This window comes from Roseibium sp. MMSF_3412 (assembly GCF_030733265.1).
Classification (GTDB): domain Bacteria; phylum Pseudomonadota; class Alphaproteobacteria; order Rhizobiales; family Stappiaceae; genus Roseibium.
This window is the reverse complement of the sequence record NZ_JASHJI010000001.1, coordinates 505,583-518,091: the sequence shown is the minus strand read 5'-3', so window position 1 is coordinate 518,091 and position 12,509 is coordinate 505,583. Positions and strand designations below refer to the sequence as shown.

Sequence of the window (12,509 nt, the reverse complement as noted above, 5' to 3'; positions counted from 1 at the left end):
GAAGATCGGGCCGGTTTGCCTGTCACGGCAACCACGCGCCGCCAAGGTATCTGCAAGAGCAGGATCCGGTTGCCGGCAGCAGGTCGGGCATGGCTATGCCCTAATTGGGTTCGGCGATCGTAAATGGCAAGGTGAAACCGGCTTCTTTTCCGTCGGCCTGATCCTTGAAACGTGTTTCAAGCTGATATGCGCCGGCAGGCAGTCCGCTGAACTGGAATGAAAGCGCTGCCGCGAGTTCGCGCTGCTTTGACCGTCCCTGGCCCGAAAACTCCGCGAAATTCTCCTGTTCCGCCAGCACCTGTCCGGACGCGTTCAGGAGCCGGTAGCTTGCTGTCAGGTCAAAGGCAAAAACGCCGTTTGTCTCGGTAAAGGCGTAACCCACGGGCTCCGCGTAGATCGACAGCACCTCGTCGCCCTGAAATTCCGTTCCGCTGCGCGGCGTGTACTGGCCGTAGGCAGTTCCGCCGTCTTGCGTGAAGGTTGCGATCACAAAAGCAAGCCCGTTCGCCTTCCAGGCGGCATCGTAGCCATCCTTTGCAGCTGTGAAATCCGCGGCCGGGCCGGAAACCTTTGGGGTCTGCGCAAATGCGGAACATGTCCCGGCAATAACACCCGCCGCCATCAGGAGAGCAGAGAAGGCATTTCGGATTTTTTGATTGTTGCGCAACATGTTCACTTTCCGGAACGCCTTTAGTCTTGTCGATTCTTGGCGATTTTTTGCCGATATAGACTGACTTAAGGCGTTAGACAAGAAAATGTGCGCGATGCGGCAAACAATAGCCGGTTAAATGCTGCGCGCCGTCCAGGATTGACGTTTGCGGTAGATTGTCGACGGGCTGATTTCCAGCGCCGCGGCCGCCATGGCGATGTTTCCGTCAAAGGCATCGAGAGCGTCTTCGATGATCTTCCGTTCCTGGGCCCACAAGGGTTCGATCGCACCGAACGGCCGGCTTGGCGCGCTGACACGCGACCGTTCCCTGGAAAGGTCGATAACGGCATTCGGACGGCCGCTCTGATCGCGGATGATCATGGGCAGCATGTCGAAAGTCACCGCTGCACCTTCGTTCATGACGACGATCTGCCGGACGGTGTTTTCCAGCTGCCGCACGTTGCCCGGCCAGGAGTAGGACAGGATCCGCGCCTCGGCATCCGCATCAAAGCCTTTGAAACTCCTGCGTTCTTCAGCGGAGTACCGCGTCAGGAAGGCTTCTGCGAGGGGCAGGATGTCATCCCTGCGTTCCCTGAGCGGCGGCAAGTGAACCGGAAGAACGTGAAGCCTGTAATAAAGGTCTTCCCGGAAACGCCCGGCCGTGATTTCCGCCACCGGGTTTCTGTTGGTGGCGCAAATGATGCGGGCATCGACCTGGCGGGATTGGGTATCGCCCAATCGCTGGAACGTACCGGTTTGCAGGAACCTCAGCAGCTTGCTTTGCAGCATCAGGTCCATTTCACCGATTTCATCGAGAAACAGCGTTCCGCCGTCGGCCTGTTCCGCTGCACCGGCCCGGTTCTCCGTGGCACCGGTGAAAGCCCCGCGCATGTAGCCGAAGATTTCGCTTTCGATCAGGTCGCGCGGGATCGCCGCGCAATTCAGCGCGACAAAGCGGTTGGGATTGCGCTCCGACAGGTCATGAATGGCATTTGCGCACAATTCCTTCCCCGTTCCGGACTCTCCGGTGATGAAGACAGGCGCCTGGGAGGGGGCCATGCGGGCGATCTGCTCGTGCACTTCGCGCATCTGGACCGAAACGCCGATCAGCCTGCCCGGTCCGGGCGTCTGCGCGGTTGAAGATGGTGTCAGCGGTCTGGAAGGTGACGGGTCAGGTGCCCGGGTGATTTCAATGGGTGCGCTCGCTTCCACGGATACCGCATCGGGCACCGGTTTGCGCTGCTTCAGCTGAAATGCGATTTTTGTTGCCAGCGCGTCCAGCGAAAACGGCTTGGTCAGAAAATCATGTGCTCCTGAGCGCATTGCGCTGACCGCACGTGATACGGACCCCTTGGCCGAGACGGCCATGATGACGGCTTTCGGGCATCTGACAGCATAAGCCTCCAGCGCTTCGTCGCCGCCGATCGTTTCAAGGTCGATAATCAGAATGTCCGTTGATTTGTCTGCAAGGTCCTGCAGGCAGGAAGCAGAGTCCGTGTACAGGATCGGATCAGCGCATGAAGTGAACAGTTTTGCACAAACAGCAGAGGTGCGCGCGGCTTCTGAAGCCGATGCATCGAGTACACGTACAATCACAGGCAATGCATTGCCCTCTTTACTCCCCATCGCTGGGCAACTCCCATCACTAGATCTGGGTCAGACGGACATCGAAAGAATCGTCATCCTGATAATTCTCAGAACAGGGTAAACAAAGCGTTGTCAGATGACGCAATTTGCAGTTTTTGCTGAGTTATCTCGGAAAGATTACAATGTGCGGAGCTGCGAAACGGTATTAGAGAGACCCGGCCAGAAAGCCGGCGAGAAAACAAGCCAGCGCCAGCGCAATGGCAAATGCCGGCGAAATGCGCTTTTGAAACAATGGCTGCGTCGTCCTTCCGTTCAGGGGTTGGACGACCTTGTATGTGTGTAACGGTGAAGGCTCTGCGTCGCTGCTTTGCGGACCGGACAAGAGCCCGCCGGAAGCTTCCGGAGTTGCAGTGGGTCCGGAAGTTCCGGTCTCTCCGGTACTTTCTCGCAAAGCGGGAGCGGACACCTCATCCATGACGCGGCCAGGCGCAGGGCCGGTGTGTTCCGCAACAGGGCGCGGATCGAACTCAGGGGCGTAGCTTCCCTTGGGGATGACGATGCGGATTTGTTCGCGGGCCCCGCTTCCCGAATAGTACTTCGCAAGCCTGCGACGGAGCCGTGCGGCTTCGACGCGCACGATCGGGTCGGTAACGGGATTGAAGTCCTCGGGCCGCCCGAGCGCTTCGACCGCAATCGTGTAGCCCTTTATCTTTTCCTGCTTTTTCTCCAGGGCGGCGCACACGACAAAATCGAGAAACGACCTGAGTTGTGGTGCGGAACGAAATTCGGGACTTTCAAGTGCATTGACCAGCGCGGCTTTCACCTGTTCTGCCGAACAGGACGGGTCTTCGTTTGCTCTGGTTGAAGGTGCCCTATTGGTGCCCGGGTTACCGGATCCGTCCTCGGATCTTGAGAGGGAACCGCCGTCAGTCTGGTCGTCTCGACCACGTTGGTCTTCGCGGTGATGTCCCGTGTGGGCGGCGGCGTGCATTCCAGTCCCCTATGGTAACCGGTCCAAAAGCACCACGACTAATTGCCCTTACGTAATCTTAACCAACTTGGAGGTGATTGCAAATCCTTAAATCCTCCATGGCGTCACCCGTCCCGAACACCATAAAGGGCGCAGAAACCTTGTCTGTATTCCTTGCAAAACGGAAAAACAGCGCCTTTGGTTGTGCTTAGTCGGGGACAAGTCTAGCATTTGGCTTCGCAAACGCGCTTGCGGATTCGGCGTGTGTCAGTTCTTAAGGCATGATTAACCGGTAATTTTGATTCGGGTCGGAACGCGCTAGACACCATGGGCCGTACGGGGACCATCTTTGTAGCAATATGCATGGCAATTATCGCGCTGTCCTCCGCGACGGTGCTGATATTCCAGTTCGGGCGGCCGTTCGGCGAAGCGGTGTCCCTGTCGCTGGCCATGATGTGCACGATGATACTGATCCACCTTCTGATCAGCCGGGCCCGTGATCGTGGGGCCGTGAGCGAAGCGGTTGACCGCCTCGAGGACCGGATGGCGGATCTGGACGAGGATGTCGGCAACCTGGAAGGCCGTTTGACGGGCATGGAACACACCATGCCGCGACGGACACGCGCCGAGATGGATCCGCTCTTCGCGGAAGTGGAAGTGCTGGGTACTCTGGTGAAACAGATGGCCGAAGCAATGTCGGACCTTGAGACCAGGGTGGAAGACCAGCAGGCGCTGCCGCCGCCGCCACCTCCGCTGCCGCACTATCCGCAAGCCCAGCCGGACATGCATGGGCGCGCATTCGTGCCGCCTCCCGCCGTTGCTGCCCCGCCGGTACCGCCGCCTGCCGCCGCGCCGCAAGCCCGGACCGACGCGAACATGCAACATGCCGGACAACATCCGGCAATCGGGCAGGGGCCTGAAGTCGGCGCAGAACCTCCCCACTGGCATCAGGGTCACGCGCAACCCCGTGAAAGCGCAGGACGCGCGGACATGGACGCCTGGGACCGTAAATACGGGGTTGCTCCAGTCGCAGCACCCGCACCTGCGGCCGTTCCTTTCGAACAGGGGCCGGAGACCGGTCAGACACAGGCTCCGGACGACGACTTCCCGTTCGGCGACCCGGCCCCGGCCGTGCCTGAGGGGCCAAAACCGAATTTGGCCATGCGGGAAATGATCACTTCCGCTCTCAACGCCAATCGGGTTGAGCTGTTCCTGCAGCCGATCGTGACCCTGCCCCAGAGGCAGGTGAAGTACTATGAAGCCTTCACGCGGTTGCGCGATGCCGAAGGCAACGCTGTCGAGGCAAGCGTGTTTCTGCCCGAGGCCGTTCTGAGCGGACTGATAGCGCGCATCGACAATCTGCTCCTGTTCAGGTCGCTGCAGGTGATCAAGCGTCTGACTTCGCGGAACCGGAATGCGATCCTGTTCTGCAACATCTCAACCGCATCGCTTGTCGACGAGGCCTTTTTCCCGAGCTTCCTGGAATTCGTACAAACCAACCGGGCCTACGCCGATGTGCTGGTGTTCGAGTTTTCGCAGGCGGATGTTGCGGTGATGGGTGGCTTGGAACTTGAGAGTCTGAACGCGCTTTACGAGGCGGGGTTCCGTTTCTCGATCGATCGCATCAGCGATATGAAGATGGATTTCAACTCGCTCGCAGGGCGTGGCTTCAAGTATGCCAAACTGCATGGAGACTATCTGATCGGGCGGCGCGAGGCCAACCATGGCCACATTCACCCCTCGGATTTCGGCGATCTGCTTCAGCGCTATGGCATGGAACTGATCACCGACCATGTGGAGACGGAGTCCCAGGTCCTGGAACTGCTCGATTACGATGTGAAGTTTGCGCAGGGCAATCTGTTCTCCCCGCCGCGCCCGGTCAGGGCTGAAGTCCTGCAAGGGGCATCGGCACCAGGGCCGATAAGGACGGCAGCCGGGTAGAACCGGCAAACCGTCACGATCGCTTTTCCCAGTCGCGTCAGCTTTCTTTCGTTCCGACGGTTACGATTGTCGGTTCCTGCTCGGCAAGGAGACGCTTGGCGACGCGCTGCACGTCTTCAAGGGTAATCGCTTCGATCTCGCTGTTGCGGCGGTCGAAATAGTCGATCCCGAGGTCCGCGTTCTGCAGGGCCACGAGCTGGCGTGCGATCTTGCCGGACGTGTCGAAACGGAGGGCGTAGGAGCCTGTGATGAAACGTTTGGCTGCATCAAGCTCTTCTTCCGTCGGACCGCTCGTTGCCATGCGCTGAAGCTGTTCAAGCATCACATCTACTGTTTCGTCCGCGCGGTCCGACTTGGTGGCCGCGGACCCGATCAGCAGCCCCGTGTGCCGGTAGGGCGACAGGGATGTGCTCGCGCCGTAGGAGAGGCCGCGTTTTTCCCGGACTTCCTGATACATCCACGACGTGAACGTACCACCACCGAGGATGTGGTTCATCACATAGGCGGCCTGATAGTCAGGGTCGTCTCGCTTCAGGCCAGGCAGCGCCAGCAGGATGGTTGTCTGCGGAACTTCGAACTCCCGGTGAAGGTTCGAGCCGGTCTGAGGCATGAGTTCGGCCACATCCACCAGTTCAGACTGCTCCGGAAGAGATGCAAAGACCGTATCGAGCATTTGCGCGAGGCTTTCAGCGTCAATGGCACCGACGACACCGATCTTAAGATCGCGCCGTGACAGGATCTTGGCGTGCTGCGCGCGCAGGTCGTCCGGCTGAAGCGCTCCCATCGTGTCAACGGTTCCGAGCGTCGGGCGGGCATATGGGTGATCGCTGAACATGAAATCGGCAAGCTGCCGGCCTGCAATCGCACTCGGGCTGCTTTCATTGCGCTTGATCTGCGTCGTCAACTGTATCTTCATGCGCTCGACCGGGCTCTCGTCGAAACGCGGTGCGTTGACGGCAAGAGACAGAAGCTCGGTTGCTTCCGGCAGCGTCGGCCTCAATGTACGCAGACTGCCGTAGAACCGGTCCCGTCCGGTGCTGAAGCTGATACTCACCGCGAGTTCTTCCATCTTGCCCTGGAATTCCTCCGACGTTAGGTCGCCGGCGCCTTCGTCCAGCGTCGCGGCGAGCAGGCGGGTGAGGCCTTCCTTGCCGCTGGGATCCTGCGTCGATCCGCCATCGAAGGAGAAGTTCATGGCTATGATCGGAACGGTGTGATCCTCAACCAGCCAGGCTTCGATGCCTTGCGGGCTGACAACCTTTTCAACCTCGACTGCGTGGGCAAGGCGGGTGAGTGCCAGCAACGTTATGAACGTTGTGGCAGTGAGCAACGCGGTCGCTCGAAGAAGTCTGTTTTGCATCATCTATCAGGACTTGTCGTTGATATTGGTTGCACTTGTCAGGGCCGCTTCGGGCTCGGTCTGATTTTCAAATCTGAGTTCACCGTAAACAGGTGTTCCGGTGAGATATTCACGGGCCGCGTCCAGCACGTCCTGCGCTGTGATCGAGCCGATCTGGGCGGGCCAGTCCTGCACGTCGGCTATTGTCTGGCCGGTCGTCAACGCGCTGCCGAACAGGCGCGCAAGGCCGGACTGGCTGTCCTGCGCATAAATCGCGCTTGCGATCATGCTGTTTTTCGCGCGTGCGACCTCGTCTTCGGTGACACCTTCGTCCAGCAGCTTTTTGACCTCGACGGCTATCAGGCTCTCCATTTCCTCAAGCGTATGGCCCGGACGCGGCGCTGCGTAGATGCCGAAACGTCCGTCGTCCAGCGCGCGGCTCTGGTAGTAGGCACCTGCGCCGGTGGCAACTTCCTGATCGAGCACCAGCGACTTGTGCAGACGGCTGGAGGGGCCTTCACCCAGAATGTAGGACAGGATATCGAGCGCCTCGGGGGTCTTGCCTTCACCGGTGGTCTGGCTCGGAACAACCCATGTCTGCGAGATGGATTCCTGGCGAACCCTCGGGTCGGAAACGGCAACGCGGCGCTCGCCCGCCAGCGGCGGTTCAGCCGGTCTGATGCGATCGCCCGGTTCTGCGCGCCGTGGAACCTTGCCATAGGTGTCTTCGGCAAGTTTGCGCACTGTTTCAACGTCAATGTCGCCGGCAATCACCAGGACCGCATTGTTGGGTGTGTAGAAGCGATTGTAGAAATCGATCGCTGCATCCTTGTTCAGCGCTTCGATTTCGCTTTGCCATCCGATGACCGGGGACCCGTAGGGATGGTTGACGAAAGTGATTGCGCTCATCGCCTCGCGCAGTCTTGAACCCGGTTCGCTGTCGACGCGGCTGCGCCGCTCCTCAAGAACGACGTCGCGTTCCGGAGCGACGACCTCGTCGGTCAGGACAAGGTTTTCCATCCGGTCCGCTTCCATCTTCATCATCAGCGGCAGATGTTCTTTTGCAACTTTCTGGAAGTAGGCCGTGTAATCCAGGCTGGTGAACGCGTTTTCCTGACCACCGCGCTCGGCGATCATTTTCGAAAACGCGCCGCTAGGATGCGCCTTCGTTCCCTTGAACATGAGGTGTTCAAGAAAGTGTGCGACACCGGACTGGCCCTCCGGCTCGTCCGCGGACCCGACCTTGTACCAGATCATGTGCGTCGCAACCGGAGCCCGGCGATCGGGAATGACCACCACTTCCAGCCCGTTTTCGAGTGTGAAGCTTTCCAGGTTCGGCGCAATGACAATGTCGCTGGAAAACAGCGGTTCGGCTTTGGCCGCGTCCGCCGGGATCATGGCAGTGGTGCCGAGCAGCAAGGCGGGCAGTAGAAACAAGCGGGCCGACTTTTTGAGCCGGTGTGAAATCGTTGGGTGAAGCTTCATCTGCAATGGGTTCACGTGCAACTCCCGTTCTGGCCTGAAACAAAAAACCTCCGGACTGACCCTTCCATATAGGAAAGCCGGTCCGAAGGTCCCATTAAAAATTTGTTATCCGCAGTATACCGGGGTTGGCTCAGTTACAATATTGTGACTGTCCATCAAGACAACGCGGGTCGATCGGCGTGCTTGAGTAAGGGTCGTAATTTGTCGGCTTGCCCTTGTTTTCCTTTCGCACGATGTCCGGCATAGGTGCATCCGGAGAGGGTGTGCTGTAGGACGTCGGCGGTTCGGTCAGGTAGCGGCGGGTTGCAACGCCGTTGTTTTCCAGGCCGGCCTGCTGCCCCTTGAGCTGCTGATATTTTTCCCACTCTGCGCGTTGCTGGTCGCGCGTCAGAAGTTCGCCTTCGGCGATGTCGTTCTGACGGCGTTCCTCGTCCAGGTCACGGGTGGCCTGACCGGTTACGCCGGTGATTTTGAAGCCACGCATCTGTTCTGGTGTCAGCGGTTCTTTGTTGACACCGCCGGATCCGGCGTAGAGGTCTTTAAGCTCTTGGAACTGCGTGTTTTCTTCCTGCTTGGGCCAATTGGCCGAGTCGGTTCCCGCAACCTCGGTTTCCGGCTCGGGCAGCGCGCCGGGTTCGGCAGGCATGGCGAGCGGCGCACGCGGTTTGTAGTCGATCGGCTTTTCGTTCGGATCAACCGCACCCAGACCGGTCATGAAAGAGTTCACAAGCGCCACATCGGGAGCCTGGGACGTACCGTCGGCGGCCTGGCATGCGGCCAGTCCCGTCAACAGGACGGCGATGGCACCGTTTTTGATCCAGCTAGCTTTCGTCCGCACCACAGCAGACTCCCCGATTACCTGTGTTAAGCGTTGGGAACATGGCCCCAACGTCGACCTGAACAGCCTTAAACATTCATTTTGCGGCTGAATTAGGACCATTCCTGAAACTGTCATACAGGAGACCGGCGACACCTGCAACGATCCACACATCGGCGAGGTTGAACACGTACCAGGAGAAACTGCCGATGTGAAAATGAACGAAATCGACCACGGCGCCATAGATGATTCGGTCGATTCCGTTTCCGATCGCACCGCCGATGACCAGCGCAAGTGCGAAGGCGACGAGTTTCGACTGGCATCGCGCGGACCAGATCCACATACCAATCGTGATCGCGACGGTCAGGCCGGCAAGGACCCACTGCCCGGCAGCGCTGTCCTGCTGAAACAGACCGTAGGAGACCCCTCGGTTCCAGACCAGCACGAACTCCAGAAAGGGCAGGACCTGAACCGGCCCGTTGACGCCCAGCCCGTATCCGAAAAGCAGCCAGAGCTTGCTCGCCTGGTCCGCGACAAGACCCGCAAGGGCGACCACGAGCACGAGCGAGCTGAAACGGCCCCAGACAAGGGGCCGCTTGGTTTTCGCCGGATCAGGTTGCTGAAATTCGGTCATCCGCTTTCCGTATCTGCGCGATCAGGCAGGGGCGTGGGCCGCATCCCACTCCCGAAGGGCGGCTGCGTCGCGCAGCGTGACATCGGGATAGTCCGGATCGGTGCCGACTTCCGGCAGGATCTTCCAGGATCTCGCACATTTCTGACCTTCCGCCAGCGCCGGCACCACGGCAACACCGCTGGTGTCGTCGAGCGCGAAGGCGCCCGCAGGAGCTGGCTCTGATGAAAGCGTCAGCTGGCTGGTAATGGCGATATCGGCCATGTTCTGACCGTCAAGCGCGGCCATCAGATCCGGGTCGGTCACGTGAACGACCGGATGGGCTTCCAGCGACGACCCGATCCGCTTTTCCCGGCGTTCGATTTCAAGTGCACCGGTGATCACGCGGCGGACGGTCCGGATCTTTGCCCACTTGGCGGCAAGCGCGTCGTCCTTCCAGTTCTCCGGGACAGCCGGAAACTGCTCAAGGTGCACCGAGGTGCCTTCGCCGCAGCGTGTGACCCAGGTCTCGTCCATGGTGAAGGGCAGCATCGGTGCCATCCAGGTCACCAGGCAGTTGAACAGCTTGTCGATGACATAAAGCGACGCCTTGCGCCGGTTCGACGAAGCCGCGTCGCAGTAAAGCGTGTCCTTGCGGATATCGAAATAGAAGGCGGAGAGTTCGACCGTCATGAACGTGAACAGCTGATGAGTGACTTTCTTGTAGTCGAATTCCCAGTAGGCTTCGCGCACCAACTGATCCAGCTCGGTCAGACGGTGCAGCATCAGCCGCTCAAGTTCCGGCATATCGGCAAGGGCAACGTCCTCGCCGGTGGCATGGGCAAGAGATCCGAGCATCCAGCGCAGCGTATTACGCAGCTTCCGGTAGCTGTCGACATTGGTCTTGATGATTTCCTGACCAAGCCGCTGGTCTTCCCAATAGTCTGTCGAGGCCACCCACAGGCGCAGGATATCAGCGCCATATTGCTTGATGACGTCCTGAGGGAACACCTGGTTGTTGAGCGACTTGGACATCTTGCGGCCGTCCTCGGCCATCGTGAAGCCATGCGTCAGGACGGCGTCATAAGGAGCGGTGCCGCGCGTGCCGCAGCTTTCCAGGAGTGAGGAATGGAACCAGCCGCGATGCTGGTCCGACCCTTCCAGGTAAAGCACGTAATCGTTGCCGCCATCCTTCCGGCGAACCGGTCTGAGATCGTCGCGCTGCTCCAGAACGAACGCGTGGGTGGACCCTGAATCGAACCAGACATCGAGAATATCGGTGACCATGTCCCACTCGTCGGCGGTATAGTCGTTGCCCAGGAACCTTTCCTTGGCGCCGTCCGCGTACCATGCATCCGCACCCTCTTCGCAGAAGGCGTCGAAAATCCGCGTGTTGACCGTTTCATCCTTCAGGATCTCGGCCGTGTCCTTATGGATAAAGACAGTGATGGGCACGCCCCAGGCACGCTGGCGCGAAAGCACCCAGTCCGGCCGGTTTTCGATCATCGAGCGCAGACGGTTCTGGCCGCTGCCCGGCACGAAGCGGGTTTCGTCGATCGCATTGAGAGCGCGGCTGCGCAGCGTGTCGCCTTCGCCTGACAGTGTCTTGTCCATATAGACGAACCACTGCGGGGTATTGCGGAAGATCACCGGTTTCTTGGAACGCCAGGAATGCGGATAGGAGTGTGTCAGCCGGCCGAGACCGATGAGGTTGCCGCTCTCCTTCAGCTTCTCGATGACCGCCCTGTTCGCCTTGCCCTTTTCCCCCTTGTGGGTGATGACTTCGAAGCCTTCGAAACCGGGCGCATCCTTGGTGTAGAAACCGTCATCGGCGACCGTGAACGGAATGGCCGTGTTGATCCCGCGCGCGTCCAGGTCGGCGCGCTTTTCCATCCAGATCTCAAAGTCGTCCGAGCCATGGCCGGGTGCCGTGTGCACGAAACCCGTGCCGGCATCGTCTGTCACGTGATCACCATCGAGCACGGGGACGTCGAAGTCGTAACCGCCAAGGTCCAGTTCGGCGAGCGGATGGGCACAGGTGATCGCCGCCAGCTCTTCCGGCGAAACCGCGCGCACCCGCTCGAAAGCCTCGATGCGCGCGTTCTTGAAGACATCTGCCGCAAGGGCATCGGCAAGAACGAGAAGGTCGCCTTTCTGGACCCAGTTGTCGTCCGGCAGACCGTCCTGAGTTACCTCGTAGAGGCTGTAGGCAATGCGGGAGGAATAGCAGATCGCCCGGTTGCCCGGGATGGTCCAGGGCGTGGTTGTCCAGATGACAAGCGAGGCGTCGAGCAACTGGTTCACCGCAGCTTCGTCGCTGCCACCGGCTGTCACGACCGGGAACTTCACCCAGATCATGTCGGACTTGTAGTCCTGATACTCGATCTCCGCCTCAGCAAGGGCGGTTTTTTCGACGACGGACCACATGACGGGCTTCGAACCGCGGTAGAGCTGTCCCGACATGGCGAATTTCATGAGTTCCTGCGCGATGGTCGCCTCGCTGTCGAAGCGCATCGTCAGGTAGGGGTTGTCCCAGTCGCCCTCGATCCCGAGACGCTTGAATTCCTTGCGCTGGACATCGATCCAGTGCTCGGCGAACTCCCGGCATTCCTTGCGGAACTCGTTGATCGGAACCTCGTCCTTGTTCTTGCCCTTGGCGCGGTACTGTTCCTCGATCTTCCACTCGATCGGCAGGCCGTGGCAGTCCCAGCCCGGAACGTAGTTGCTCTCGTAGCCCATCATCTGCATGGATCGGGTCACGATGTCCTTGAGGGTCTTGTTCAGCGCGTGGCCGATGTGAATGTTGCCGTTGGCATAGGGAGGCCCGTCATGAAGCACGAACTTGTTGCGATCCTTGCCTTGTTCGCGCAGCTGTCGGTAGACGTCGAGCTTTTCCCAGCGGGCGAGGATCTCAGGCTCCTTTTTCGGCAGCCCGGCGCGCATGGGAAAGTCGGTTTGCGGCAGGTTCAGCGTTTCTGAATAGTCGCGTTTATCTGTTTCGGTCATCGTCAATTCGATCCGGTCGTTCGGGCACTGTGCCCGTCATTTTTTCAAGAGAGTGCGCACCTGTCGTCAGGCGGCAAGAACACGAGGGTCCCGGTCCCTGGCGCC

9 protein-coding genes are annotated in these 12,509 nt (G+C 59.6%); 1 reads left to right on the top strand and 8 read right to left on the bottom strand.

Features of this window, described 5'->3' with window-relative positions; translation table 11 throughout:
- Positions 1-100: 100 nt before the first annotated feature.
- The 3 genes from RBB49_RS02315 to RBB49_RS02305 form a co-directional block, all read right to left on the bottom strand.
- Positions 101-670: a hypothetical protein gene (locus RBB49_RS02315; protein ID WP_306141044.1), complete on the bottom strand. Its 570-nt coding sequence runs from the start codon at positions 668-670 to the stop codon at positions 101-103.
- Positions 671-784: 114 nt separating this feature from the next.
- Entirely contained in the window at positions 785-2,245 is a 1,461-nt protein-coding gene (locus tag RBB49_RS02310) for a sigma-54 dependent transcriptional regulator (RefSeq protein WP_336623386.1), read from the bottom strand.
- A 196-nt stretch (positions 2,246-2,441) separates the two neighbouring features.
- Positions 2,442-3,227 carry a hypothetical protein gene (locus RBB49_RS02305; protein ID WP_306141042.1) on the bottom strand — a complete coding sequence of 262 codons (786 nt, stop codon included), beginning with the start codon at positions 3,225-3,227 and terminating at the stop codon, positions 2,442-2,444.
- A 342-nt stretch (positions 3,228-3,569) separates the two neighbouring features.
- On the opposite strand from RBB49_RS02305, the gene RBB49_RS02300 reads away from it, so the two are divergent.
- The gene (locus RBB49_RS02300) at positions 3,570-5,147 is read left to right on the top strand and encodes an EAL domain-containing protein (protein WP_306141041.1); all 1,578 of its coding nucleotides are present in this window, start codon (positions 3,570-3,572) and stop codon (positions 5,145-5,147) included.
- A 37-nt stretch (positions 5,148-5,184) separates the two neighbouring features.
- Here RBB49_RS02300 and RBB49_RS02295 read toward each other — a convergent pair whose 3' ends face one another.
- The 5 genes from RBB49_RS02295 to ileS form a co-directional block, all read right to left on the bottom strand.
- On the bottom strand, positions 5,185-6,477 hold the full coding sequence (locus RBB49_RS02295) for a pitrilysin family protein (protein ID WP_306141040.1): 1,293 nt from the start codon (positions 6,475-6,477) through the stop codon (positions 5,185-5,187).
- Between the two features lie 36 nt (positions 6,478-6,513).
- Positions 6,514-7,986, bottom strand: coding sequence for a pitrilysin family protein (locus RBB49_RS02290; protein WP_336623383.1), 1,473 nt, complete (start codon positions 7,984-7,986; stop codon positions 6,514-6,516).
- Positions 7,987-8,101: 115 nt separating this feature from the next.
- Positions 8,102-8,809 carry a hypothetical protein gene (locus RBB49_RS02285; protein ID WP_306141039.1) on the bottom strand — a complete coding sequence of 236 codons (708 nt, stop codon included), beginning with the start codon at positions 8,807-8,809 and terminating at the stop codon, positions 8,102-8,104.
- 76 nt (positions 8,810-8,885) lie between these two features.
- The gene (gene lspA, locus RBB49_RS02280) at positions 8,886-9,422 is read right to left on the bottom strand and encodes a signal peptidase II (protein WP_306141038.1); all 537 of its coding nucleotides are present in this window, start codon (positions 9,420-9,422) and stop codon (positions 8,886-8,888) included.
- A 21-nt stretch (positions 9,423-9,443) separates the two neighbouring features.
- The gene (gene ileS, locus RBB49_RS02275) at positions 9,444-12,404 is read right to left on the bottom strand and encodes an isoleucine--tRNA ligase (protein WP_306141037.1); all 2,961 of its coding nucleotides are present in this window, start codon (positions 12,402-12,404) and stop codon (positions 9,444-9,446) included.
- Between the last annotated feature and the right edge of the window lie 105 nt (positions 12,405-12,509).

What these genes read in the sequence shown, in the direction of transcription:
- lspA (WP_306141038.1), bottom strand. Translation starts at nt 9,422, where the DNA reads ATGACCGAATTTCAGCAACCTGATCCGGCGAAAACCAAGCGGCCCCTT.
- ileS (WP_306141037.1), bottom strand. Translation starts at nt 12,404, where the DNA reads ATGACCGAAACAGATAAACGCGACTATTCAGAAACGCTGAACCTGCCG.
- RBB49_RS02305 (WP_306141042.1), bottom strand. Translation starts at nt 3,227, where the DNA reads ATGCACGCCGCCGCCCACACGGGACATCACCGCGAAGACCAACGTGGT.
- RBB49_RS02300 (WP_306141041.1), top strand. Translation starts at nt 3,570, where the DNA reads ATGGCAATTATCGCGCTGTCCTCCGCGACGGTGCTGATATTCCAGTTC.
- RBB49_RS02315 (WP_306141044.1), bottom strand. Translation starts at nt 670, where the DNA reads ATGTTGCGCAACAATCAAAAAATCCGAAATGCCTTCTCTGCTCTCCTG.